The following is a 24,574-nucleotide window of genomic DNA, read 5'->3' as shown; positions in this document are numbered from 1 at the left end:
CCGCTCAAGACACGTGTCTCTCCTGTTTGGAACGGCAAACCGCGTCTGGCTCGGTGTGCAAGTTACATGCGCAAAACGCCTGGAAACGGCCGCAGCCGTCGCTTGAAGGCGCCAAGACGTTCGGCGCAAGACGAATCGCACGCTGACAACATAGCGTGCGCAATGTGATGCAGGTCAGCCAAGCCGACCGTGCGGTGTGCTCAAGGCAGCCTCGACTGCGGCAACGTAATGAACCTGCGCCGAATCGCGCGGCTGCGCATGGGCTGGAACTTAACGTTCGGTGGGACACACTAGAGCCCGTCGCGAATGTGGAGTCTTGCTCCACACATCGCCCTACTTCCCCCACTGACCGGAATCCGCATGCCTTTGCTTGCCCGCTCCGTTTCCGCCCTGTTGCCACTGATGTTTGCGACTGCCTGCACGGCAGCGCCGCCAGCCAAATCCGGCCCGCCGGATGCGCCCGTGGCTGCATGCACTGCCAAGGTACGTCCTGGCCAGGACCTGCAGAAAGCCATCGACAAACTGCCGCAAAGCGACAAGCCCACGGTACTTTGCCTGGAAAAGGGCGAGTTCCCGCTCAACGGCTTGGTGTCGATCCATCGCGGCAACTTCACCTTACGCGGCCAGGGCCCCAGCACCATCGTGCGCATGGCCGACGGCGTGCAGCAGCCGGTGCTGGTGGTTGGCGATTACGAAAACCAGCAGCCCACCGGTGTGATCCGCAACGTCAGCATCGAAGACATGCAGATCGTAGCGAGCACAGGCGACAAGGAGTTCATGCCCGAGCGCCCCTACCTGAGCAACAGCGCGGTGGTGGTGCGGTCCGGGCAAGGCATCCGGCTTGCAGGCCTGCAGGTCAACAAGTGCCGCAGCGCGTGCCTGCTGAGCGAGTACGACACCCGCGAGATCACCATCGAAAACAACGATGTGTCCGGCGCAATCTGGGACGGCGTCTCGTTCAACCGCACTGCCAAGGTCACGATGGTCAACAACTACATCCACGACAACGTGGCCGCCGGCTTGACCACCGAACACCTGGAAGACAGCGAGATCCGCAACAACCGTTTCGAGCGCAACGGCAGCCAGGGTATCTATCTCTCCGATGCGCGGCGCAATCGCTTCAGCAACAATCAATTCGACGGCAACGAGGTGGCCGGCGTGTTTCTGGCCTGCGCGATTCGTTATCGCACACCGGAAATTTTGTGCTGGGACAACAGCATGAGCCAGGACAACGTGTTCGAGAACAACCGTTTCGCCAACACGCCATTTACCTACACCATCGGCGTGGACCGCGCGGCCAACTGCACGTCGGCCGACTTCAAGCCGAACCTATGGCGCAACAACCAGGCCGACATGGCCGGTGTGGATATCGATCCGCAGCGCTATGGGTACTGCGTGCGTCACGAGCAATAAGACGCGCCGATCAACACAGCGGCCGGCCGTGCAGCGATGCATGCCGGCCGCTGCAGTGACTGCAACCTTACGAAGCCAGCGCCTGCGCGTGCACCCCGGCAATCGCGCGGCCCGATGGGTCGGCCATCGCGGCAAAACTCGCATCCCAGGCAATCGCCGTTGGCGACGAACAGGCAATCGACTTGCCGCCCGGCACGGTTTCCGCCGCCGCCTGACCGGGGAAAAACTGCTCGAACAAGCTGCGATAGAAATACGCCTCCTTGGTCTGCGGCGGATTGACCGGGTAGCGCCGGTCGGCGGCGGCCAGTTCGCGGTCGCTCACCTGCGCCTGCGCATGCGCCTTCAGCCCGTCGATCCAGCCGTAGCCCACGCCGTCGCTGAACTGCTCTTTCTGACGCCACAGGATCGATTCGGGCAGATAGCCGGCAAATGCCTCGCGCAGTACGCCCTTCTCCATGCGCGTTGCCCCACCGCTGGTCTTGTCGATCATCTTGAACCTGGCATCCATGCGCATCGCCACATCCAGGAATTCGCGGTCAAGGAACGGTACGCGTGGCTCCACGCCCCAGGCCATCATCGACTTGTTCGCGCGCAGGCAATCGTAGTTGTTGAGCGCGTCGAGCTTGCGGACCAGCTCTTCGTGGAATTCGCGCGCGTTCGGGGCCTTATGGAAATACAGGTAGCCGCCGAAGATCTCGTCGCTGCCTTCGCCGGAAAGCACCATCTTGACGCCCATTGCCTTGATCCGCCGCGCCAGCAAGAACATCGGCGTGGAGGCGCGAATGGTGGTGACGTCATAGGTTTCGATGTGGCGAATGACGTCGGGCAATGCATCCAGGCCTTCGTCGAAGGTGTATTCGAAGCCGTGATGCACGGTGCCGAGCGCCGCGGCGGCCACTTCGGCGGCGGCCAGATCCGGCGAGCCTTTCAAGCCGATCGCGAACGAGTGCAGGCGCGGCCACCAGGCTTCGGTGGTGTCGTTTTCTTCGATGCGGTGACGGGCATAGCGCGCGGCAACGGCCGCAACCAGCGAAGAATCCAGTCCACCGGACAGCAGCACACCGTACGGCACATCGGTCATGAGCTGACGGTGCACGGCGCGCTCGAATGCTTCGCGCAATTCCTGCAGTTGCACCTGTACACCTTCCACCGCGTCATAGTGGCGCCAGGCGCGCTCGTAGTAACGGCTCAGTGCGCCGGTGGCGCTGTCGTACCAATGGCCCGGCGGAAACTGCGCTGCATCGGCGCAGTCGTCCACCAGCGATTTCAGTTCCGAGGCCACACGCAAACGGCCTTCGCGGTCGTGTCCCCAGTACAGCGGCACCACGCCGATCGGGTCGCGCGCGATGATGACGCGCCCTTCCGTCTTGTCCCACAGCGCGAATGCAAAGATGCCGTTGAGGCGGTTGAGATAGGAGGCCGGCGTATCTTCGCGATACAGCGCATTGATCACCTCGCAATCGGAGCCGGTCTGGAATGCGTACGGCTGCAGCAGCTCCGCCTTGAGTTCGCGGTGGTTGTAGATCTCGCCATTGACCGCCAAGGCGAGCTGCCCGTCATCGGAGAGCAACGGTTGCGAGCCTCCGGCCGGATCGACGATGGCCAGGCGCTCGTGCACCAGGATGGCACCGGTATCGACGTAGACGCCGCTCCAGTCGGGCCCGCGATGACGCTGCCGCTGCGAACATTCCAGCGCCTGCCGGCGCAGCGCCTGCAGGTCGTCACCGGGTTGCAGGCCGAAAATACCGAAGATGGAACACATGGAAACACTCCTGAAGAACTGCGGGGGGGTGGCGGCCGGGTGAGAGCGTGCTGCATGGATTGACGCCCATAAAAAAACCCGCATCGGCCGATGCGGGTTTTTCTGGTTCCTGGGCGCTTGGTGGACGTCGCCTAGTCGCAGATCCGCATCGGCCGCGCACGATTATTCGCGCGCAGATTGCTGCGGTTGGCGTTATTGAGGTTGGCGAGGCGAAGGACCATGTCGGCGACGCTAACGGTTCGGTGGTACCGGCGCAACTGTTTCAGTGGCAACGACGGCGTCTGCGTGGCCCGCTCACTCGACCAGCAGGCGCTCGATCAACGTGCGGTACAGCGCCGGTAGCGCCTGCAGGTCGGCGACGCGCACATGCTCGTCGACCTGGTGGATGCTGGCATTGACCGGGCCCACTTCGATGCATTGCGCACCCAGTGGCGCAATGAACCGCGCATCGGAGGTGCCGCCCCCGGTGCTTTCTTCCGGCGGCGCACCGGCGAACTCCCCCAGGACCTCACGCGCGACGCTGCGCAACCGCCCTTCCGGGGTATAGAACGGCTCGCCGCTGCGGTGCCAGCGCAGCGTGTAGTCCAGCGCATGCCGATCGAGCAGCGCGGTGATTTCAGCCTCCAGGCGCGGCGCGTCCCAGTGCGGCGTATAGCGCAGATTGAAGGCCACCTGCAGCTCGCCAGGAATCACGTTATTGGCGCCGGTGCCGGCATGGATGTTGGAAAGTTGCAGGCTGGTGGGCGGAAAGCTTTCGAAGCCGTCGTCCCATTGCCGCGCCACCAGTTCGGCCAGCGCAGGCGCTGCCAGATGGATGGGGTTGCGCGCCTTGTGCGGATACGCCACATGCCCCTGCACACCCTTCACGGTCAACGTGCCGGACAGGCTGCCGCGACGGCCCACGCGCAACAGATCGCCCAGGCGCTCGGTGGACGACGGTTCGCCGGTGATGCACCAGTCGATCGTTTGCCCGCGTTCGCGAAACACCTCGGCAACCCGGCGCACGCCATCGATGGCATCGCCCTCTTCGTCCGAGGTCAACAGCACCGCCAGCGTGCCGGAGTGCGTTGGGTGTGCAGCGACGAATTGCTCTGCGGCGACCACGAAGGCGGCCACGCTGCCTTTCATGTCCGCTGCACCACGCCCATACAACACGCCGTCGCGGATCTGCGGATCGAACGGGTCGCTGGTCCACGCCTCGCGCGGGCCCGGCGGCACCACATCGGTATGCCCGAGCAACACCAGCACCGGCGCACCGCTGCCATGGGTTGCCCACAGATTCTCGACCTCGCCAAGGCGCAAGTGCTCGCAGCCGAAGCCGGCTGCGCGCAGGCGCTGCGCAATCGCGGCCTGGCAACCGGCATCTGCCGGCGTTACCGAGGCACGTGCAATGAGGTCACAGGTCAACTCCAGCACATCGCTCATGAAACGTCACCGCAGTAGGGCCGCAGCGCGGCGTTGATGGAGGGATCGTGTCTGCATCGATCGGCGTGGCTTGAACGCACTTGCAGTGGTGGAAGCTAACCGGTTTGCAGGCAGTCGTCGCGTCATTGCCGGCGCGAGGTCGAACGGCTTGCCCGGCCGATGAGCGCGCGATCAACATGCCAGACATCACGCATCACGACGATAGCGGCAACACCGTCCGCAGCACCATCGAAAACCGCAGTCGCTTAGCCAACGCCGAATAGCTTCTTGAAGCCGTTGTCGGAAAAGCCCTGATGCAGCGCGCCCTCGTCGGTGATGACAAGCGGCCGCCGGATCAGCTGCGGGTACTCGCGCAGCAACAGCTTCCATTCGGCCGCACTGCCCGCCGCCTTGCGGTTGTCCGGCAACTGCCGCCAGGTGGTCGAAGACTTGTTGATCAACACATCGAATCCACCAACTTGCTCCGCCCACGCCGCCAGAGTCTCCGGCTCCGGCTTGTGATCGCGATAGTCGACAAACGTATACGCCACACCAAAACGATCCAGCCACTTGGTGGCTTTCTTGCAGGTATCGCAGTTTTTGAGTCCGTAGAGCGTGGTCATGCGAAATATCCCAAAAGGCGGTTTGCAGAGCCCCTCACTTCTCGAAAGGGGGTGCGATAAAACTGCGTGTAACGCGACCGGCAGGCGATCTCACAAGCGCGCTTGGACGCGCGTGTCATCGCAGCGGCCGAGAGTGCCAAAGGCGCACCCTCGACCGGCGCTGCGCGTCATCTGTTGCCGCCGCGAAGCGGATTAATCCGCCAGACCACGCAACAGTTCGTTGACGCTGGTCTTGCTGCGCGTCTTGGCGTCCACCTGCTTGACGATCACCGCGCAATACAGCGAGTGCGAGCCGTCCTTGGAGGGCAGCTGCCCGGACACCACCACGCTGTACGGCGGCACATAGCCATAGGAAATCTCGCCGGTAGCGCGGTTGTAGATGCGTGTGCTCTGACCGATGAACACGCCCATGCCGATCACGCTGTGGTGCCCGATGACCACGCCTTCCACCACTTCCGAGCGTGCGCCGATAAAGCAGTGATCTTCGATGATGGTGGGGCTGGCCTGCAGCGGTTCGAGCACGCCGCCGATGCCGGCGCCACCGGACAAATGGCAGTGCTTGCCGATCTGCGCGCACGACCCCACGGTGGCCCAGGTATCGACCATGGTGCCTTCACCGACATAGGCGCCGATGTTGGTGAAACTCGGCATCAGCACCACGTCCTTGCCGAAGTAACTGCCGCGACGCGCCACCGCGCCCGGCACGACGCGCACGCCGGCCTTGCGGAATTCGGCTTCATGGAAGCCGGCAAAGCGCGATTCCACCTTGTCCCAGAACGGCGCCGGCTGCGCTTCGATCACCGCCATCTCGTTGACGCGGAAATACAGCAGCACCGCTTTTTTCAGCCACTCGTTGACGGTCCAGCCGCCCTGTCCGTCCGGCTCGGCGACGCGAAACTGCCCGCTTTCCAGTCCGTCGATCACGCGATTGACAATGGCACGGGTGGAACCGTCGATCTCGTCCATGGTCAGCGTGGCGCGCCGTTCGAATGCGCTTTCGATGCCCAGTTTGAGTTCGTCGCTGCCGACCTGCGTTGCGGCGCTGTGCACGACCTGCTCTGCAATCGGCAGCTTCTTTGCCGCCGCAGCCTTCTTTGCGGCCGGTGCAGCAACCACCTTGGTCGGCTGCTTGGCCACGCGCGGTGCAGCGGACGTCGCGGACTTGCCGCCGGTCTTCCTTGCAGCGGTTTTCGGGCTTGCCGCATCAGATGCAGCAGCCTTTTTGCCGACAGCGGCAGCTGCCGCGCCCTGCTTACCGACGCCAACACCTGGCTTGGAAGCGGCAACAGCCGGCACCTTGGCGGCCTTGCCCGTTGCACTCGCGCGCTTGGACGCTGCGGTGGGGGTGGTCGCGCTCTGCTTGCGCGCGGTCTTCTTGCTGGTGGCCATGGGGGTCTCCGGAGTTGCTAGCTAGACAGGGTCAAGGCAGGCGCACAGCGCATCGCGCAAGGCCTGCCGGGCGGATTCGGACAACGGGCGGTCATGCTCGTCGGTGATCTGGAACTGGTCTTCGGCACGCTCGCCGAAGGTGGCGATACGCGCGTCGTGCACGCGCAGGTGCTGCATGCGCAACACGTGCGCGACATCGGCGAGCAGGCCGGGGCGGTCGGGTGCGACCAGACTGATGCGGGTGCGGCGGCCGCCGGCGCTTTCGCTGAATTCCACCCGCGGTACGAAGCGGAAATGGCGCAACTGGCGCGGCACTGCGCGGCGCGCCGGGCGCACCTTGTGCAGATCGCCGGCCAACACCTGACGCAGCGTTGCCGCCAGCCGCTGCGGGTCGCCGTCGGCATAGGTCTCCTGCGGCAACACTTCGAACACGTCGAAGATCGCATCGTGTGGCGCATCCAGCACACGTGCGCGATGGATGCCGTAGCCCTTGCGATCGAGCGTGGCCACGATGGCCGCAAACAGCCCATCGCGGTCCGGCGAATACACGAACACTTCCAGTGCGTCGTTGTCCGGCACCGCGCGACGCGCCTTGACCAGGGTCTGGCCGATCTCCACTTCGATCAGCGAGGCCGCCTGCCAGGCCAATTGCTCGGGACGGAAGCGCAGGAAATTCTCGTCCGGCATGCCGGCGAACTGGCGGTCGATGGTGACGTCATCGTGCCCCTGCGCCTGCATCAAGGTACGCGCCGATTCGCGCGCTTCGCGTAGCCGTTCCTCACGCGGCGGCGGGTGTTCCAGGCCTTCGCGCAACGCGCGACGCGCGGCGAAATACAGATCCGCCAACAGCCGGTCTTTCCAGGCGTTCCACAGCTTGGGACTGGTGCCGGCAATATCGGCGCAGGTGAGCAGGTACAGATAATCCAGACGCTCGCGTGTGCCCACCAACGTCGCAAAACGGTGAATCACCTCCGGGTCGGAAATGTCCTGCTTCTGCGCGGTGACCGACATGCGCAAGTGCTGCTCCACCAGCCAGGTCACCAGCTCGGTATCGCCTTCGCTCAAGCGATGCGCCAGGCAGAACGCGCGCGCATCCACCGCGCCCAGTTCCGAATGATCGCCGCCGCGGCCCTTGGCGATGTCGTGGAACAGGCCCGCCAGCAACAGCAGTTCCGGCTTGCGCAGACGCGGCCAGACTTCATGCGCGATGGAGAAACGCTCGTCGGCACGGCCGGCGGCAAACAGCGCGATGTTCCGCAGCACCATCAAGGTGTGCTGGTCCACCGTGTAGACATGGAACAGGTCGAACTGCATGCGCCCGGAAACGCTGGCGAATGCCGGAATCCACTGGCCCAGCACGCCCAGCCGCGCCATGCGATTGAGCGTTTCCACCGCACGCGGGCCGCGCAGCAACGCCATGAAGCGTTCCCGGGCCGTTGCATCGGCAATGTCGTACGCCGGCAGATCGCGCAGGACCTCGGCCAGCGCGCGCGCGGTCAGTGAATGCAGTCCGCGCACCTCGCGATGCGCGGCCCACTGCGCAAACAGCGCGAACACCTGCAGCACATCGCCCTCCGGCCAGCTTTCGGCGTCGGCAGCCAGATAGCCGCGGCGCAGGCTGAAGCCGCCGCCCAGCGGCTCCGGCGTCGCTTCGCCATCGAACTGTTCTTCGAAGCGCTGCAACAAGCGGTCGCTGATGCGGCGGATCAGTGCAGCGCTGCGATAAAAGCGCTGCATCATTTTTTCCACGCCCAGGCTTTCCGGGTCGTCGGCGAACCCCAACCGTTCGGCCAGGGTCTTTTGGTAATCGAACCGCAGGCGCTCTTCCGGCCGGTTGGCCACGATGTGCAGGCCGAAACGCAGACGGGCAAGTTCTTCGCGCTCGCGACGCAACGCGGCGGCCTCGTCGAAGCCGACATGGCCCAGCCCGACCAGGGCCTCCAGGTCCTTGACCCCGAACGCGCGCAAGGCCATCCAGCCCAGCGTCTGCAGATCGCGCAGACCGCCGGGGCCGTCCTTGATATCCGGCTCGAGATTATCGGCGGTGTCGCCGAAGCGCTGATGGCGCGCCAGCAATTCCTCGCGCTTGGCCTGGAAGAAATCGCGCGGCGGCCACACCTGCGGCGGCGCGATCGCCGTGGCCAGCGCAGCACGCGCCTGGCCGTCGGCCACCAGTGCGCGCGATTCGATCAAGGCAGTGAGCACGGTCTGGTCCGCCGCCGCAGCGGTGCACTGCGCTGGCGAGCGCACCGCGTGACTGATCGGCAGGCCCACATCCCACAGCAGCGCGAACAAGCGTGCCAGGGCCTGCTCGTGCTGCTGTTGCGCGGCGGTGTCGCCCAGCACCAGCACATCCACGTCCGAGCGCGGAAACAATTCGCCGCGCCCATAGCCGCCGACCGCATGCAGCGACAAACCGCTGTCGGCCGGAATACAGCGCATCCAGGCATTGCGCATCAATTGGTCGACCGCGCGTGCGCGCAGCGCGACCAGACGCTCGATCGGCTCGCCCTGATCGAAGCGTTTGCACAGGCGCATGTCCGCATGCACCAGCAGCGGACGGGCCTGCGCGGCCCAGTCCGCGTCGCCGGCGACGCCCGGGTCGGGTCGCTCCGCCGGCGTGTCGGTCATACCGGCGCGGGCGAATTGGCCGACAGCGTCAACACATCCACGCCGTCTTCGGTCACCGCAACCATGTGCTCCCACTGCGCAGACAACTTGCGGTCCTTGGTGACCACGGTCCAGCCGTCCGGCAGCGTCTTATGGTGATAGGTGCCTTCGTTGATCATCGGCTCGATGGTGAAGGTCATGCCCGGCTTGAGCACCAGCCCTTCGCCCGGACGGCCGTAATGCATGACCTGCGGCTCGTCGTGATACACCTTGCCGATGCCGTGGCCGCAGTAATCGCGTACCACGCTGAAGCGCTCGGCTTCGGCGAACTTCTGGATGGCATGGCCCACATCGCCCAGCGTGGCGCCCGGCTTGACCGCCCGGATGCCGCGCCACATCGCTTCATATGTCGTTTCGACCAAGCGCTTGGCCATCACCGACGGGGTGCCGACGTAGTACATGCGGCTGGTGTCGCCGTGCCAGCCGTCCTTGATGACGGTGACGTCGATATTGACGATGTCGCCATCCTTCAACACCTTGGCTGCACTCGGGATGCCGTGACAGATCACGTTGTTGACCGAGGTACACACGCTCTTGGGGAAGCCGCGATAGCCGACATTGGCGGGGATGGTGCCCTGCACGTTGACGATGTGGTCATGGCAGATGCGGTCCAGCTCGGCAGTGGTCACGCCCGGCTTCACGTGCGGCGCCACCACATCGAGCACCTCGGCGGCCAAGCGGCCGGCGACACGCATCAGTTCGATTTCTTCTTTAGTTTTCAGATTGACGCTCATGGCCACGATTATCGCCGATCCGGGCTGAATCTGAACGACCAGCGCACGCGCTTTTTTGCGGACGCAACGACTGGCCTCAAGCGGACCGCACAGCGGAAAACCGGCGCAGCCGCCTATTCATGCGTGACGCCGTGCACACGGCGTCAAAAAACATCTTAACGAAGTCATCCATAGGACATCGCACTTTTGCCAATAAAGCGAGTCAGGACAGCTAGATAGCGTGTGAATTCGGCGTTATGTTTGGCACAGCTGATGCATTGCAGGGAAGGCGACGACTCGTCGCGTCATCAATGACCAGAACGGTCAAGGAAATGTCCATGCGTACTGTCCGCCCTGTCCTGCTATCGCTCGGCCTGCTTTCGACCATTGGCATGGCGAGCGCGGCAGACACCACCACCTTCAACGTCAAGATCGCGGTCACCAAGGCCTGCACGATCACCGCCGCATCCGCCACGGACGTCGACTTCGGCTCGGTACTCTCGACCTCGACCGCCAATGCGGACGCCAACGGCAGCGTGACGGCCCAGTGCACCGCATTGACGCCGTACAACATCGCACTGAGCGCGGGCAGCAATGCCGGGACTGCCAACGACGTCACCACCCGCCGCATGAAAAATACCGACGCGCTGGTGACCACCAACAACTACATCGCCTACCAGCTCTACCAGGATCTGGGCCGCAGCACGGTCTGGGGCAGCACCACCGGCACCAACACGCTCAGCCGCACCGCCACCGGCCTGAACCAGGTCTACCCGGTCTACGGCCGCGTGACCAACCCGTCGGCCAACAATCCTGCGACCGGTAGTTACCAGGACACGATCACTGCCACGATCGTCTATTGAGCCCGCGCATGCCTGTGCATCACCGCCCGTTGTCACGTTTACCTGCCTGGCTGATGTCGGCCGGGCTGGCGATGACGCTGGTCATGACCAACGGCGCCGTGCCGACGCCGGCGCATGCCGCCAGCCTGCAGTTGGCACCCACATCGCTGAGCCTGAGCGCCCAGCAGACCGCCGACGGCCTGTGGCTGAGCAACAGCGGCAGCGCGCCGGTCCAGGTGCAGACCCGCGCCTATCGCTGGACCCAGCGCGATGGGCAGGATCAGCTCGACCCCACCCAGGATCTGCTGGTCAGCCCGCCGATGCGCACCCTGGCCGCTGGCGAGCGCCAGTTGATCCGGGTCATCCGCGCCGGGCCTGCCCCGAGCGGGCAGGAGCAGTGTTACCGCATCATCGTCGACGAGCTGCCCAGTGCCGATGCCGACCGCAAAGGCATGCAGTTCGTGCTGCGTTATTCGGTGCCGATCTTCCTGCTGCCGCCCGGCAACACCGAACCTTCGCCGACCCTGAGCGCGCAGGTGGTTGCCGGCAGCGATGGCAAGGCGCAGATCCAGATCAGCAATACCGGCACCGGCCATGCGCAGGTCGCCGACCTGCGGCACCAGGTCGATGGCGCAACCAAGACCGCGTTGAACGGCTTGGTCGGTTATGTACTGCCCGGGCAGACCATGCGTTGGTCGCTGGGTGCGCCGCTGGCGCAGTTCGGCCGCGGCACCATCATCGCAAGGATCAATGGTGAGGCTGACGAACGTACCTTGTTGGCCGCGCCGACGGCGCCTTGATGCGGCGCGGCTGGCGATGACGCTCCTTGCGACCGCCAGTTGCCTGGGCAGCGCCGCAGCCGGCGATCTGGCCGATGTGACGTCGCTTCCCGATCAGCCGCCACCCAGCGCCACGCCACAGCCGCAAACGCTGTATCTGGACGTGACCTTGAACCAGGCCGACCGCGGCCTGGCACCATTCGAACTGGTCGACGGGCGGCTACGCGGCTCGGTGGAAACCCTGCGCAAACTCGGCTTCATCCTGGCCGACCGCGTGCCTGGCGAATTGGTCGATCTGGACCGCCTGCCCGACGTGGAAGTGCGCTACGACGCGGCGCTGCAGCGGCTGGCGCTGCAGGCGCCGCTGGCGCAGCTGTCGTTGTCCACCACGGTGCTCAAAGCCGAAGAAGTGGCCCCGCCCAGCGCCACTGCATCGCCCGGCATGCTGCTCAATTACGACCTGTATGCCACCCGCAATGCCGGCGTCAGCAGCGCGTCGCTGGCCACCGAAGTGCGCGCGTTCGGCATCGGGCGCGGCATGGTCGATACCACCGCGGTCTTCCTGGCCTACGACCGCCCCCAGGACAAACGCTGGCGCAGCGAAGCGGTGCGTCTGGACAGTGCCTGGCAGATGGATTTCCCGGACAGCGCCACCAGCCTCAGCGTGGGCGATTTCTATAGCGGCTTTGTCGACTGGAGCCGCTCGATCCGCCTGGGCGGCGTGCAGATCGGCCGCAATTACGCCTTGCAACCGTATCGGGTGCTGACGCCGACGCCGAGCTTTCTCGGCGAAGCGGCAGTGCCTTCCACCGTTGAGCTGTATGTGGACGGCTTGCGCCAGTACAGCGGCCAGGTGCCGGCCGGCCCGTTTCAGCTGGCCGCGCAACCGGGCATCAGCGGCACCGGCCAGGCGCAGATCGTGGTGACCGATGCGTTCGGACGCGTGCGTCGGCTGGATTTCGCGTTCTATGGCACACCGCAGTTGCTGGCGCGCGGCATTTCCGAATGGTCGGCCGGCATCGGCCATCTGCGCCGCGACTACGGCGTGCGCTCGTTTTCCTACGACCGACGCCGTGTGGCCAGCGCCACCTTTCGCAAAGGCCTGCGCGACGATTTCACGATCGAAGCGCATGCCGAAACTGGCGGCGGCGTGATCAACGCAGGCGCAGGCGGCGTGTGGCTGCTTGGCGTGGGCGGTGTGGTCAATGCCGCCTACGCGCACAGCCGGATGGACGCGCTACGGGGCGGCCAGTACGTGCTGGGCTACGCCTGGAACAACCGGCGTTTCAACGTCAATCTGGGCAGCCAGCGCACCCATGGCGACTATCGCGACCTGGGCGCATTGCAAGGCGCCCTGCCAGCGCGCGTCAGCGACCGCGCAGCAGTCGGGGTCAACGTCGACCCGATCGGCTCGCTCGGCACCAGCTATGTGCGGCTGAGCTATCCGCAAGGCGATACCTCGCGCTATGCGAGCGTGTTCTGGTCGCGCAGCTTCGGGCGCAACTGGGCGGCCAATCTGTCGGGCAATCAGAATCTGGATGTCTCCAGCGATCGCAGCCTGTACCTGTCGCTGTCGACCACCTTCGGCGAAGTGCGTCAGGCCAGCGCATCGATGCAGCGCAACGGCGAGCGTACCGGCCTGGTGGCCGACGTCAGCCAGCCGCTGCCTGGCGATGGCGATCTGGGCGGCATCGGCTGGCGCCTGCAAGGCCGTGCCGGCGACGACGCCAGCGGCGGGCTGGCCGAACTGGGCTGGTTGAACCGGGTCGGCCGCTACAACCTCGGCGCCGCAACCCAGGACGGCGACAGCTTCGGCTATGCCAGCGCCAGCGGTAGCCTGGTGTGGATGAATGGCCGCACCTTCGCCGCGCGCGATATCCAGGACGCGTTCGCGGTGGTCTCCACCGACGGCCAGCCAGGCATTCCGGTCCGCCTGGAAAACCGCCTGATCGGAGTCACCGACGCGCGCGGCACCCTGCTGGTGACGCCGTTGCAATCCTGGCAGCGCAACCAGCTCTCCATCGACACCTTGAGCCTGCCGGCAGACCTGCGCGTGGACCGTGTCGACACCACGGTGACACCGCGCCAGCAATCCGGCGTGGCGGTGCGCTTCGGCATTACCCGCGTGCGCGCCGCCATCATCGTGCTGCACGACGCGCGCGGCGCGCCGCTGCCCGTGGGCAGCGTGGTACAGCGCGACGGCAGTACCGAACGCGTGGTGGTCGGCTACGACGGCGAAACCTATCTGGACAATCTGCAACGCGACAACCGCATCCTGGTCGACCTGCCCGAGGGCCGTTGCGTGGCGCAATTCGCGTATCCCGCCGATCCGGGCGGCATTCCGCGAGTGGGGCCGCTGCAGTGCATCCCTGAGCAGACCACGCCATGAGCATGTCCACGCTTTGGCGCCTGATGCTCGCGCTGACGATCGCGATGGTGTGGCTTGGGCCCAGCGAGCGGGCGCACGCAGAGACCACCTGCACCGTCACCCTCGGCACACCGTTGGCATTTGGCAACGTGGCGGCCAACGGCACCACCGATGCAGTGGCAACACTCAACGTTTCCTGCGCGACTGCCGCGCTCAGCGTGCTGGGCTACGCACAAGTCAGCCTCTGCCTGGACCTTGGCCCCGGCAGTGCCAGCAGCGGCGTGTATGCCCCTCGTCGCATGCTCAATTCCACCAGCGACAGCCTGGATTTCCAGATCTACAGCGAGGCAACCCGCACGCAGATCTGGGGCGCCACCGGGTCGGCGGCTCCCTCGCCGCGCACCTTGACACTGTCCTACAACGTGCCGGTGATCACCGGCGGCTCGCAGACCGCCACCATCACCGTGTATGGGCGGATTCCGGCCAACCAGATCCTTTCGGTCGGCAACCACACCAGCAGCTTTGGCGGCGCCGACACCGTGCTGCGCTACTCCTACAACGAAAGCATCATCGGGGTACCCTCGCTGCCAAGCAGTTGCACGGCCGGCGGCACCGGCTCCAAGACTGCCAGCAACGCCTTCCCGTTCACTGCCTCGGCGACCGTGCCGGCACGCTGCAATGCCTACGTCACCACCGACCTGGACTTCGGCAGCATTGCCGGCAGCATCGACACCGCCATCGATCGCACCTCCACCATCAGCCTGGCCTGCACCAACCGCACCGCCTGGAATATCGGCCTGGACAATGGCAGCAATGCCAGCGGCAGCGTGCGGCGAATGCGCCACGCCAGCAGCGCCAATTACATCAATTACGAGCTCTACAGCAATACCGGTCGCAGTAATCGGTGGGGCACCGTCATCGGGGTGGATACGCTGGCAGGCACCGGCAATGGCACCACCCAGACGGTCACCGTCTATGGCCGTGCGCCGGCCCCACAACTGCCGATTGCCGGCGCCTATACCGACACGGTGACCGTCTCCATCACTTACTGACAGTTAATAAAGTTCGTATCGGGGGCGTCGCTATTTGTTACGTCTCCAATGCAAACGATTGCCTCCATGACGCAGGTCACCTTCCTGAAGCGCTTGGCCCTGGCTGCTCTCGCTTGCGCCGCGACGTCTGCCGCCGCGAACGCAGCCACCGCGCGGGGGCCGGAAAATTCCACGCTCCACATCGGCCTGCGTCTGCTCAGCGGTTGCGAATTGCGTACCGCGCCGCCGCGCGCCAGTTGCTCCAGGGGCACGCCGATGGCGATCGCCGAGCCGCCCAGCAGCAATGAGGCACCCACCGTCACCAGCACCGGCCAGGACGCCAGCGCGCTTGCCGGGCCGCTGCCCGCCGGCAGCGCGCGCATCACCACCATCGCGTTCTGAGCATGGCCACTGCTCGCCACCTTCGCGATCTGTTGGCCTGGGCCCTGGCCCTGGGCTGTATGGCAGCAAGCGGGGCCGCCAGTGCTGCCGAGATCGCCATCGCGCCGACCACCGCGCACATCCCGGCCGACAGCGACCAGGCAACGGTCTGGCTCTACAACCAGGCCGCGCAACCCTGGCGTGCCGACGCCAAGCTCTACCGCTGGCGCCAGGACGGTGAGCGCGAACTCCTCGAGCCAGCCACCGGCGTCACGGTCAGCCCGTCGCACTTCGAAATTCCGTCGCAAGGCCGGCAGCTGTTGCGCGTGATCCGCCTCGGCCCCAGCCCCACGCAGGCCGAAGACAGCTACCGGCTCGTGGTGACCCAGCACGCGATCGGCAACGAGACCGACCTGCTGCGTTATTCCACCCCGGTGTTTGCACAGCCCAGCCAGGCCAGCGCAGCGCAACCGGCGTTGCACGCCAGCCTGGCCGGGCACGGCAGCCAGCGCGCGTTGCGTATCCACAATTCCGGCTCCAGCCATGCGCGCCTGGCCGACCTGGCCTATATCGATGCCGGCGGCACCCGCCGCAATATCCGCGGCGACCTGGCCGGCTACGTCCTCCCCGGCCAGACCCGCCAATGGGCCCTGCCCGCCAACCTGCCCGCAGGCAGCGGCCGCTTCGTGGCGCGTATCAACAGCGATATCGAAAGCACGTTGGCGCTGGAGCCGGGAATCGGGAATTGAGAATTGGGAATGGGTCAAGCGGATTGCGCTAGCTGATCGTGGGCTGGTGAAGGCCCAAGCGAACCAGGCTCTGCGATTCCCGATTCCCGATTCCCGATTCCCGATTCCCGATTCCCGATTCCCGATTCCCGATTCCGCCAATTGCGCCACGCCCACTCGCCAGCTATACTCCGCCGGCTGTTTTGCGTGTCTTGCGCATTGCGTCGTCCACGTCGGACGTCACCGACGAATTCACACCTGCTGCCGCCATCCGCGCCGGGGTGCCCTCACACAGGGTTCGTCGCGGAGGCAACAGGGAAGCCCAACCCCGGAATCGTGTGCGTTTTGATGCGAGCCCCTCGCAACAGCCCGCACATCCATGTGCGGACTTTTCAACAACAAGCCGCGCACGGCGATTCCGCTATCAGGAGTTTTTTCAATGCCCCAAGTCACCATGCGTCAGATGCTGGAAGCCGGCGTCCATTTCGGCCACCAGACCCGCTACTGGAACCCCAAGATGGCGCCGTACATCTTCGGCGCGCGCGGCAAGATCCACATCATCAACCTCGAGAAGACCGTTCCGCTCTTCAACGACGCGATGAACTTCCTCTCCTCGGTTGCGCAGAAGCGCGGCACCGTGCTGTTCCTGGGCACCAAGCGCAGCGCGCGCGAGTCCATCAAGGAAGAAGCCGAGCGTTGCAACATGCCGTTCATGACCCAGCGCTGGCTGGGCGGCACGCTGACCAACTTCCGCACCGTCAAGCAGTCGGTTGCCCGCCTGAAGGAACTGGAAGCGGCTGAAACCGACGGCACCTTCGACAAGCTGGTCAAGCACGAAGTGCTGGGCCTGCGTCGCGAGCGCGAGAAGCTGGACGCCTCGCTCGGTGGCATCAAGGAAATGAACCGCCTGCCCGATGCGATCTTCGTGATCGATATCGGCCATGAAGACATCGCCATCAAGGAAGCCAAGAAGCTCGGCATTCCGGTGATCGCCGTGGTTGACACCAACTACGATCCGGCCCTGGTCGACTACGCCATCCCGGGCAACGACGACGCCATCCGCGCCGTGCAGCTGTACGCACGCGCCGCTGCCGACGCCGTGCTGGAAGGCAAGGCGGCTGCGCCGAACTCCGCTTCGGTGCGCGAAGAAGAGTTCTCGGCCGAGTCCGCCGACGAAGGCAAGGGCCGTCGCGCTCCGGCCAAGAAGGGGCGACAAGAAGGCTGACGCCGCCGAGTAATCGGCGTGCAATGCGGCCGCACCATGCTGTGCGGCCGCAGTCCCGACGGCGCCCTCGCGCTCCGTCGCTGAGGCTACTGCATACATCTACGGGGGCGGCGGCATGCCGCACCGTCTCCTACTGGCGGAATCGCTTCCGCCGCACGCATTCGTCCATATGAGGTAATTCCATGGAAATCACTGCTTCCCTGGTCAAGGAACTGCGCGAGCGCACCGGCGCCGGCATGATGGAGTGCAAGAAGGCACTCGTCGAAAACGCAGGCGACATCGACGCCGCGGCCGAGTGGCTGCGCAAGTCGGGCCTGGCCAAGGCCGACAAGAAGGCTGACCGCGTTGCCGCCGAAGGCCGCATCGCCACCGCCCAGGCCGGCGGCAAGGCCGTGCTGGTCGAAGTCAACTCCGAGACCGACTTCGTCGCCAAGGACGAGAACTTCCTGGCCTTCACCGAGGTCGTGGCCAATGCCGCACTGAACTCGAACGCTGCCGATGCCGAAGCGCTCAAGAGCGTCAAGCTCGACAGCGGCGAGACCATCGAAGAGCGTCGCGCTGCGGTGATCGCCAAGGTCGGCGAAAACCTGCAGGTGCGTCGCCTGGTCCGTATCGACAGCGCCAACAACGTCGCGGCCTATGTGCACGGCGGCCGTATCGGCGTGCTGGTCGAACTGAAGGGTGGCGACATCGAGCTGGCGCGCGGCATCGCCATGCACATTGCGGCGATGAACCCGCCGCACGTCAAGGCCTCCGACGTTCCAGCCGAATTCGTTGCCAAGGAAAAGGAAATCGAACTGGCCAAGATGTCCGAAAAGGACAAGGCCAAGCCGGCCGAGATTCTGGAAAAGATCATCAGCGGCAAGATCAGCAAGATCGTCAACGAAGTGACGCTGTACGGCCAGCCGTACGTGCTCAACACCGACCAGACCGTCGAGCAGGCAGTCAAGGCCGCCGGCGCCGACGTGATCGGCTTCCAGCGCCTGGCCGTTGGCGAAGGCATCGAGAAGGTGGTGGAAGACTACGCCGCCGAAGTGATGAAGCAGGCCGGCCTGGCCTGATCTTCCCCGCTCGGAAAAAAGCCGCGGCATGCCGCGGCTTTTTTTTGCCTGTCGGTCGCGCATCCGCACACTGGCGCGAACCTGAAGCGAACGCATCCGGCACGGCGGCAAGCGGCCTCAACTCTACAGATGTCATCGGCATTGCCGTTACCTGAAGATGCCGACCAGGTTCTGGCGTTCCATCACGCATGTTTTGTGGCGCGGCGATGGCGGAGCATGGCGCGCCCTACTCAACGACCGCAGCTGTATGCTTGTGGCCACTGTTGGCGATGACTCATGCAACCAGATCTCCAGGCCGCCCTGCACTACTGCCGTAACCTGCCCTCGCCGCCCGGCGTTGCGTTGCGCATCATCGAACTTGCGCAGGATCCGGACGTGGACATGACCACCACGGCCAAGGTCATCGGCATGGACATGGCATTGAGCGCACGTATGCTGCGGGTGGCCAATTCGCCGCTCTACGCCAGTCGCCGCCGCATCGACAATCTCGGCCAGGCGCTGACCATGCTCGGCCTCAACGCGACCTTGAGCCTGGCACTGGGCTTTTCGATGGTGCACGGCGTGCGCAGCACCTTCATCGCCCACCCCTTGCACGAGCGCATCTGGCGCCGCGCCGGCCTATGCGCGCTGGCCAGTCGCATCCTCGGCCAGGCCTACGGCATTCGCAAACCCGAAGAATTGATGCTGGCGGGCCTGCTGCAGGACATCGGCAAGCTGGCCCTGCTGCAGGGCGCGCCCGATCTGTACGGGCCGCTGCTGGAACAGGCCGCCGACAACACCGCGCTGCTGGTTGCCGAACGCGAACAGCTGGGCGCCACGCATGCCGAAGTCGGCGCCTGGCTGGCGCATCAGTGGCAGCTGCCGCCGTATCTGCAGAATGCGATTGCGCAGAGCGAAGAAGAACCGGCAGGCCTGGAACCGTTCATGGCCTGCGTGGCGCTATCCGGGCGCCTGGCCGATATCTGGCTCTCGGCCAGTGCGGTCACTGCAACCGAACATGCGCAGCAGCAGGCGCAGGACGTGCTGGAGCTCGATGCCGAACGCTTCGAAAAAGTGATCGAACGCATCGCCGAATCGCTGCCGGAACTGGAGGCGCTGTTCGACATCCGCGTGCCGCAGCCCGAGCACATCCAGATGATCTTCGAGCAGGCGCGTGAACTGGCGATGCTGCGCAGCCTGCGCGAATTGCAGGACGTGGCCGAAGCGCGCCGGCATGCCGACGAATCGGAAAACCGCATGCGTCACCTGGCCGAACAGGCCAGCCGCGATGCGTTGACCGGGGTATTCAATCGGCATCAGCTCGGTACCGCGCTGACGCATGAGTTCGAACTGGCCTCGCGCCAGGGCTGGCCGCTGTCGATCGCCTTCATCGACCTGGACGAGTTCAAGCGCGTCAACGATGCGCACGGACATCTGGTCGGCGATGAAGTGTTGCGCAATTTCGCGCAAACGCTGCAACGCATGGTGCGCACCAGCGACCTGGTGGCGCGCTACGGCGGCGAAGAATTCCTGGTGATCCTGCCCAATACACCTGCCGATGCGGCGCTGATGGTGATCGAACGCATCCTGGCCGAAACCGCGCGTACGCCGATGGCGCAACTGCAGGGCGGCCCATTGCACATCACCTTCTCTGCGGGTCTTGCCACGCACGGCGGTGCCGAGCGCCAGTTCGACAGCATCGACCATTTGTTGCAGGCCGCCGACAGCACGCTGTATCGCTCCAAGCATCGCGGCCGCAACCGCGTCACCGCGTACGATGCGACCGATGTACCAACGCCGCCGAACCCGCGCGCGCATTGAGCAACCGGTCACGCCACTGCCAACAAAGGAATTTTTACCACGCCAGGTGACAGGCTTCCGCTAGAATTGCCGGCGTTTGCCGATCCCCCACCCCCGAGGTTTCCCCATGTCCGAACTTTCCTATCGCCGCATTCTTCTCAAACTTTCCGGGGAGGCGCTGATGGGGGACGGGGATTACGGCATCGACCCCAAGGTCATCAATCGCCTGGCGCATGAAGTGATCGAAGCCCAGCAGGCCGGCGCGCAGGTGGCGCTGGTGATCGGCGGTGGCAACATCTTCCGCGGCGCCGGCCTGGCTGCCAGCGGCATGGACCGCGTCACCGGCGACCACATGGGCATGCTGGCCACGGTGATCAACGCGCTGGCGATGCAGGATGCGCTGGAAAAGCTCGGCGCCAAGGTGCGCGTGATGAGCGCCATCAAGATCAACGATGTCTGCGAAGACTTCATCCGTCGCCGCGCGATCCGTCACCTGGAGAAGGGCCGCATCGCGATCTTCGCCGCCGGCACCGGCAACCCGTTCTTCACCACCGACTCGGGCGCGGCGCTGCGCGCGATCGAGATCGGTGCCGACCTGCTGCTCAAGGCAACCAAGGTCGACGGCGTGTACGACAAGGACCCGAAGAAGCACACCGATGCGGTGCGCTACGACAGCCTGACCTACGACCAGGTGATCCTGCAGGGCCTGGAAGTGATGGATACCGCCGCCTTCGCACTGGCGCGCGACAGCGACCTGCCGCTGCGCATCTTCGGCATGAGCGAACCGGGCGTGCTGCTGCGCATCCTGCACGGCGAGCAGATCGGCACGTTGGTGCAGGGCCGCAGCTGAGGTCGGGAATCGGGATTGGGGAATCGCAAGAGCGCACGGCCGCAGGCTGCACAGCGATCTCCAACCCGGCGCCCGGCGTGAAAAGGGGCGCCAAGTGAACCGGCTGCGCGGGTGCTGACGGCCCCCGAGTCGTGAAACCCCAGTCCCGGCTATAATCCCCGGATTCAGCTCCACACGGATTCCGGCGATGCTCACCCAGATCAAACAAGACGCGCAGACGCGCATGACCAAGAGCATCGATGCTCTGCGCCATTCCCTCACCACCATCCGCACCGGCCGTGCCTCGCCGGCGCTGCTGGACGGTATCAAGGTCAAGGCCTACGGCGCCGATACGCCCCTGAATCAGGTTGCCAGCATCAGCGTGTCCGAAGGCCGCTCGCTGGTCATCAGCCTGTTCGACAAGGGCATGATCAAGGACGTGGAAAAAGCCATTTACGCTTCGGATCTGGGCCTGACCCCGACCGTGGTCGGCACCGTGATCCGCCTGAACCTGCCGCCGCTGACCGAGGAGCGCCGCAAGGAGCTCAGCAAGTCCGTGCATGGCGAGGGCGAAGACAGCAAGGTCGCCATTCGCAACATCCGCCGCGACGCCAACCAGCAGGTCAAGGATCTGCTCAAGGACAAGGCCGTCACCGAAGACGAAGCCCGCAGCGCCGAGGACGATATCCAGAAGCTCACCGACAAGGCCATCAAGGACGTGGATGAGGTCGTCAAGGGCAAGGAACAGGAATTGATGACGGTCTGATCGTGGCATCGCCTGCCATGCATCCAGTCCCTTCTGCTGCTGTGCCGCGCCACATCGCCATCATCATGGATGGCAATGGGCGTTGGGCGCAGCGTCGGCGGCGTCCGCGCATGATCGGCCATCGCGCCGGCGCGCGCGCGGTCAATCGCACGATCGATTTCTGCCTGGAAAAAGGCGTGTCGGCGCTGACCCTGTTCGCGTTTTCCAGTGAAAACTGGGGCCGTCCGCAGGATGAGGTCGACGCGCTGATGAAGCTGTTCCTGCATGCGCTCGACCGCGAGGTCGAAGAACTGCAGCGACGTGGCGTGCAGGTGCGCTTCATCGGCGACCGCAGCCGCTTTGCCGCACCATTGCGCGAGCGCATGGCCGGCGCCGAGCGCAGCACCGCAACGAACTCGCGGCTGGTGCTGAGCATCGCAGCCAGCTACGGCGGCCGCCAGGACATCGCAGCGGCTGCCCGCGCATTGGCCGAAGACGTCGCTGCCGGCCGCCTGCAGCCAGAGCAGATCGACGAAGCGCTGCTGTCCAGCCGGGTCGCCCTGGCCGACCTGCCCGCGCCGGACCTGTTCATCCGCACCGGTGGCGACACCCGCATCAGCAATTTCCTGTTGTGGCAGCTGGCTTACACCGAGCTGTGGTTCACCGAAACCCTGTGGCCGGAGTTCGATGCCGGCGTGCTGCAGCAAGCGCTGGACGACTTTGCCGGGCGTGAACGCCGCTTCGGCCTGACCAGCGCACAGATCGCCGACAAGGCGACGGAGAGCTCCTCCGCATGACCAAGACTCGCGTGATTGCCGCGCTGATCATGGCGCCGCTCGCGATTTGCGCGATCGTGCTGCTGCCCACCCAATGGCTGGCAGCGCTGGCGGCGGTCCTGTTCCTGACCGGCCTGTGGGAGTGGCTCAAGCTCTCCGGGATCGACGACAGCCTGCCGCGCACCGTGCTTTTGACGCTCAACCTGCTGCTGATGGTGCTGATGGTGTGGGCCTCGGCCGGCTCGATGGTGCTGTTCCAGATTGCGTCGCTGGTCGGCGTGGCGTGGTGGCTGTTGGCGCTGCTGTGGCTGCGCTTTTTCACCTTCGGCGCCGATCATGGCAACGGCCAGGCGCGCGCACTCAAGCTGGCCGCCGGCACCCTGGCGGTGCTGCCGGCATGGGCAGCGCTGGTGCTGCTGCATGCCAGCCCGGACAAGGGCAACCTGTGGTTGCTGACCGCGCTGACCATGGTGTGGGCGGCTGACTCCGGTGCCTACTTCGCCGGCCGCGCGTTCGGCAAACACAAGCTGGCGCCGCGGGTCAGCCCCAACAAGACCATCGAAGGGTTGCTCGGAGGCCTGCTCGCCGGCATTGCGGTTGCCTGCGCGTTCGGCTGGCTGGCCGGGCTGACGCTGGCACATGTGCCGCAGCTGGTGCTGGTCTCCGCACTGGCGGTGCTGGCATCGGTGCTGGGCGACCTGTTCGAAAGCCTGCTCAAGCGCCACGCCGGCGCCAAGGACTCGGGCACGCTGATTCCGGGCCATGGCGGCGTGCTGGACCGCATCGATGGCGTGCTCGCTGCCCTGCCGGTGTTCGCACTCGGCAAGGAAATTCTCGGATTCTAGGCATGGCTGGCTCCTCTCTCCGTCAGGTCGCCGTGTTCGGCGCCACCGGCTCGATCGGTGCATCGGCACTGGACGTGATCGCGCGTCACCCCGAGCGGCTGCGCGCCAGCGTGCTGTCGGCCGGCAGCAAGGTCGATGAGCTGCTGGCGCTGTGCGCCACCCACCGGCCTGCGCATGCGGTGATTGCCGATGCAGCGCTGTATCCCGCGCTGCGCGATGGCCTGCGCGCGCTGGGCCTGGCGACCCAGGCGCACGCCGGCGCCGAGGCGTTGGACGCACTGGCGAGCGGCGATGTGTGCGACACCGTGGTGGCGGCGATCGTGGGTGCGGCCGGGCTGCCGTCTACGCTGGCGGCAGCGCGCGCCGGCAAGCGTCTGTTGCTGGCCAACAAGGAATCGCTGGTGCTGGCTGGCGAGCTGCTGACCCGCACCGCAGCCGCTGCCGGCGCTGAAATCATTCCGATCGACAGCGAACACAGCGCCATCTTCCAGTGCCTGCGCTCCTGCGACGCCAGCCGCGGCGTGCGCCGGGTCATCCTGACTGCCTCCGGTGGCCCGTTCCGCGGCCGCGACCGCGCGGCACTTGCCGCAGTCACGCCCGCGCAGGCAGTGGCGCATCCCAAGTGGTCGATGGGCCCGAAGATCTCGGTGGATTCGGCAACCCTGATGAACAAGGGCCTGGAAGTCATCGAGGCGCATCACCTGTTCGGACTGCCGGGCGAGCAGATCGATGTGCTGGTGCATCCGCAGAGCCTGGTGCATTCGCTGGTGGAATTCGTCGACGGCTCCACGCTTGCCCAGCTTGGCCTGCCGGACATGCGTACCACCCTGGCGGTGGGCTTGGCCTGGCCGGAGCGGGTCGACTCCGGCGTCGGCGGGCTGGACCTGCTTCGCCAGGGCCGGCTGGATTTCGAGGCCCCCGACACCGCCGCGTTCCCATGTCTGCGCCTGGCCTGGGAAGCGTTACGGGCCGGCGGCACCGCCCCGGCAATCCTGAACGCGGCCAATGAAGTGGCTGTTTCAGCCTTTCTTCAGGGCCAGGTGGGTTTCCTAGCGATCCCTGCGTTGGTCGAACACACACTGACAACGCTCCCGCGGCACAGTGCCGATTCCCTCGACACCCTGCTTTTTGCCGATGCGCAAGCTCGGCAAATCACTGAACGCGCCCTCGCCCACCACGCCCTTCATGCCTGATCGTTCCACGCACGCGAG

19 protein-coding genes and 2 pseudogenes are annotated in these 24,574 nt (G+C 65.4%); 15 read left to right on the top strand and 6 right to left on the bottom strand.

The window, feature by feature from the left end; translation table 11 throughout:
• The first annotated feature begins 360 nt into the window (after nucleotides 1-360).
• Nucleotides 361-1,413, top strand: a complete 1,053-nt coding sequence (gene hpaM / locus J7396_RS03335; protein ID WP_209260955.1) for a type III secretion-associated outer membrane-bound protein HpaM — start codon at nucleotides 361-363, stop codon at nucleotides 1,411-1,413.
• A 67-nt stretch (nucleotides 1,414-1,480) separates the two neighbouring features.
• Here hpaM and asnB read toward each other — a convergent pair whose 3' ends face one another.
• The 6 genes and pseudogenes from asnB to map all read right to left on the bottom strand — a co-directional run bounded on the left by asnB (nucleotide 1,481) and on the right by map (nucleotide 9,995).
• Complete coding sequence (gene asnB / locus J7396_RS03330; RefSeq protein WP_008576702.1) at nucleotides 1,481-3,175, bottom strand: asparagine synthase B; 1,695 nt, start codon at nucleotides 3,173-3,175, stop codon at nucleotides 1,481-1,483.
• Nucleotides 3,176-3,469: 294 nt separating this feature from the next.
• Nucleotides 3,470-4,600, bottom strand: a complete 1,131-nt coding sequence (dapE, locus tag J7396_RS03325) for a succinyl-diaminopimelate desuccinylase (protein WP_011346903.1) — start codon at nucleotides 4,598-4,600, stop codon at nucleotides 3,470-3,472.
• Nucleotides 4,601-4,845: 245 nt separating this feature from the next.
• Nucleotides 4,846-5,202: an arsenate reductase gene (locus J7396_RS03320; protein WP_209260954.1), complete on the bottom strand. Its 357-nt coding sequence runs from the start codon at nucleotides 5,200-5,202 to the stop codon at nucleotides 4,846-4,848.
• A 192-nt stretch (nucleotides 5,203-5,394) separates the two neighbouring features.
• Entirely contained in the window at nucleotides 5,395-6,591 is a 1,197-nt protein-coding gene (gene dapD, locus J7396_RS03315) for a 2,3,4,5-tetrahydropyridine-2,6-dicarboxylate N-succinyltransferase (RefSeq protein WP_209260953.1), read from the bottom strand.
• 24 nt (nucleotides 6,592-6,615) lie between these two features.
• Nucleotides 6,616-9,222, bottom strand: a pseudogene (locus J7396_RS03310) ([protein-PII] uridylyltransferase); the annotation flags it as partial.
• A complete protein-coding gene (gene map / locus J7396_RS03305) occupies nucleotides 9,219-9,995 on the bottom strand; it encodes a type I methionyl aminopeptidase (RefSeq protein ID WP_008576697.1) in 777 nt (258 codons plus the stop codon). The gene map and the pseudogene J7396_RS03310, both read right to left, overlap by 4 nt.
• 290 nt (nucleotides 9,996-10,285) lie before the next feature.
• Here map and J7396_RS03300 point away from each other — a divergent pair, with 290 nt between their 5' ends.
• The 14 genes and pseudogenes from J7396_RS03300 to J7396_RS03235 all read left to right on the top strand — a co-directional run bounded on the left by J7396_RS03300 (nucleotide 10,286) and on the right by J7396_RS03235 (nucleotide 24,556).
• Nucleotides 10,286-10,837 carry a spore coat U domain-containing protein gene (locus tag J7396_RS03300; protein WP_008576696.1) on the top strand — a complete coding sequence of 184 codons (552 nt, stop codon included), beginning with the start codon at nucleotides 10,286-10,288 and terminating at the stop codon, nucleotides 10,835-10,837.
• An 8-nt stretch (nucleotides 10,838-10,845) separates the two neighbouring features.
• Complete coding sequence (locus tag J7396_RS03295) at nucleotides 10,846-11,616, top strand: molecular chaperone (protein ID WP_209260951.1); 771 nt, start codon at nucleotides 10,846-10,848, stop codon at nucleotides 11,614-11,616.
• A 16-nt stretch (nucleotides 11,617-11,632) separates the two neighbouring features.
• Nucleotides 11,633-13,984 carry a fimbria/pilus outer membrane usher protein gene (locus J7396_RS03290; protein ID WP_209260950.1) on the top strand — a complete coding sequence of 784 codons (2,352 nt, stop codon included), beginning with the start codon at nucleotides 11,633-11,635 and terminating at the stop codon, nucleotides 13,982-13,984.
• Complete coding sequence (locus tag J7396_RS03285; protein WP_011346898.1) at nucleotides 13,981-15,015, top strand: spore coat U domain-containing protein; 1,035 nt, start codon at nucleotides 13,981-13,983, stop codon at nucleotides 15,013-15,015. The genes J7396_RS03290 and J7396_RS03285 overlap by 4 nt, the downstream gene beginning before the upstream one ends.
• Before the next feature lie 48 nt (nucleotides 15,016-15,063).
• The gene (locus J7396_RS03280) at nucleotides 15,064-15,396 is read left to right on the top strand and encodes a hypothetical protein (protein ID WP_029819030.1); all 333 of its coding nucleotides are present in this window, start codon (nucleotides 15,064-15,066) and stop codon (nucleotides 15,394-15,396) included.
• A gap of 2 nt (nucleotides 15,397-15,398) precedes the next feature.
• Complete coding sequence (locus tag J7396_RS03275) at nucleotides 15,399-16,124, top strand: fimbria/pilus periplasmic chaperone (protein WP_029819029.1); 726 nt, start codon at nucleotides 15,399-15,401, stop codon at nucleotides 16,122-16,124.
• A 418-nt stretch (nucleotides 16,125-16,542) separates the two neighbouring features.
• A pseudogene (rpsB, locus tag J7396_RS03270) lies at nucleotides 16,543-17,341 on the top strand (30S ribosomal protein S2).
• A gap of 169 nt (nucleotides 17,342-17,510) precedes the next feature.
• Nucleotides 17,511-18,389, top strand: coding sequence for a translation elongation factor Ts (gene tsf / locus J7396_RS03265; RefSeq protein ID WP_014089751.1), 879 nt, complete (start codon nucleotides 17,511-17,513; stop codon nucleotides 18,387-18,389).
• Nucleotides 18,390-18,665: 276 nt separating this feature from the next.
• Nucleotides 18,666-20,189 (top strand): GGDEF domain-containing protein, encoded by a 1,524-nt coding sequence (locus J7396_RS03260; RefSeq protein WP_065628302.1) that lies wholly within the window; start codon nucleotides 18,666-18,668, stop codon nucleotides 20,187-20,189.
• Nucleotides 20,190-20,295: 106 nt separating this feature from the next.
• The gene (gene pyrH / locus J7396_RS03255) at nucleotides 20,296-21,018 is read left to right on the top strand and encodes a UMP kinase (protein ID WP_005911727.1); all 723 of its coding nucleotides are present in this window, start codon (nucleotides 20,296-20,298) and stop codon (nucleotides 21,016-21,018) included.
• A gap of 187 nt (nucleotides 21,019-21,205) precedes the next feature.
• Nucleotides 21,206-21,763, top strand: coding sequence for a ribosome recycling factor (frr, locus tag J7396_RS03250; protein ID WP_005921623.1), 558 nt, complete (start codon nucleotides 21,206-21,208; stop codon nucleotides 21,761-21,763).
• 17 nt (nucleotides 21,764-21,780) lie between these two features.
• The gene (uppS, locus tag J7396_RS03245) at nucleotides 21,781-22,539 is read left to right on the top strand and encodes a polyprenyl diphosphate synthase (RefSeq protein WP_011346894.1); all 759 of its coding nucleotides are present in this window, start codon (nucleotides 21,781-21,783) and stop codon (nucleotides 22,537-22,539) included.
• Nucleotides 22,536-23,363 (top strand): phosphatidate cytidylyltransferase, encoded by an 828-nt coding sequence (locus J7396_RS03240; RefSeq protein ID WP_011346893.1) that lies wholly within the window; start codon nucleotides 22,536-22,538, stop codon nucleotides 23,361-23,363. The genes uppS and J7396_RS03240 overlap by 4 nt, the downstream gene beginning before the upstream one ends.
• Before the next feature lie 2 nt (nucleotides 23,364-23,365).
• Nucleotides 23,366-24,556: a 1-deoxy-D-xylulose-5-phosphate reductoisomerase gene (locus tag J7396_RS03235; RefSeq protein WP_209260948.1), complete on the top strand. Its 1,191-nt coding sequence runs from the start codon at nucleotides 23,366-23,368 to the stop codon at nucleotides 24,554-24,556.
• Nucleotides 24,557-24,574: the final 18 nt, after the last annotated feature.

Source organism: Xanthomonas sp. A1809 (assembly GCF_017746015.1).
GTDB lineage: Bacteria > Pseudomonadota > Gammaproteobacteria > Xanthomonadales > Xanthomonadaceae > Xanthomonas > Xanthomonas euvesicatoria.
The sequence above is the reverse complement of the archived record's forward strand: the minus strand, read 5'-3'. Positions and strand labels throughout refer to the sequence as shown.

Coding starts and splice junctions, on each gene's coding strand:
- frr (WP_005921623.1), top strand. CDS start 21,206: ATGCTCACCCAGATCAAACAAGACGCGCAGACGCGCATGACCAAGAGC.
- J7396_RS03290 (WP_209260950.1), top strand. CDS start 11,633: ATGACGCTCCTTGCGACCGCCAGTTGCCTGGGCAGCGCCGCAGCCGGC.
- J7396_RS03235 (WP_209260948.1), top strand. CDS start 23,366: ATGGCTGGCTCCTCTCTCCGTCAGGTCGCCGTGTTCGGCGCCACCGGC.
- asnB (WP_008576702.1), bottom strand. CDS start 3,175: ATGTGTTCCATCTTCGGTATTTTCGGCCTGCAACCCGGTGACGACCTG.
- pyrH (WP_005911727.1), top strand. CDS start 20,296: ATGTCCGAACTTTCCTATCGCCGCATTCTTCTCAAACTTTCCGGGGAG.
- dapD (WP_209260953.1), bottom strand. CDS start 6,591: ATGGCCACCAGCAAGAAGACCGCGCGCAAGCAGAGCGCGACCACCCCC.
- J7396_RS03285 (WP_011346898.1), top strand. CDS start 13,981: ATGAGCATGTCCACGCTTTGGCGCCTGATGCTCGCGCTGACGATCGCG.
- J7396_RS03280 (WP_029819030.1), top strand. CDS start 15,064: ATGCAAACGATTGCCTCCATGACGCAGGTCACCTTCCTGAAGCGCTTG.
- hpaM (WP_209260955.1), top strand. CDS start 361: ATGCCTTTGCTTGCCCGCTCCGTTTCCGCCCTGTTGCCACTGATGTTT.
- J7396_RS03295 (WP_209260951.1), top strand. CDS start 10,846: ATGCCTGTGCATCACCGCCCGTTGTCACGTTTACCTGCCTGGCTGATG.
- uppS (WP_011346894.1), top strand. CDS start 21,781: ATGCATCCAGTCCCTTCTGCTGCTGTGCCGCGCCACATCGCCATCATC.
- J7396_RS03275 (WP_029819029.1), top strand. CDS start 15,399: ATGGCCACTGCTCGCCACCTTCGCGATCTGTTGGCCTGGGCCCTGGCC.
- J7396_RS03260 (WP_065628302.1), top strand. CDS start 18,666: ATGCAACCAGATCTCCAGGCCGCCCTGCACTACTGCCGTAACCTGCCC.
- map (WP_008576697.1), bottom strand. CDS start 9,995: ATGAGCGTCAATCTGAAAACTAAAGAAGAAATCGAACTGATGCGTGTC.
- tsf (WP_014089751.1), top strand. CDS start 17,511: ATGGAAATCACTGCTTCCCTGGTCAAGGAACTGCGCGAGCGCACCGGC.
- J7396_RS03240 (WP_011346893.1), top strand. CDS start 22,536: ATGACCAAGACTCGCGTGATTGCCGCGCTGATCATGGCGCCGCTCGCG.
- J7396_RS03300 (WP_008576696.1), top strand. CDS start 10,286: ATGACCAGAACGGTCAAGGAAATGTCCATGCGTACTGTCCGCCCTGTC.
- J7396_RS03320 (WP_209260954.1), bottom strand. CDS start 5,202: ATGACCACGCTCTACGGACTCAAAAACTGCGATACCTGCAAGAAAGCC.
- dapE (WP_011346903.1), bottom strand. CDS start 4,600: ATGAGCGATGTGCTGGAGTTGACCTGTGACCTCATTGCACGTGCCTCG.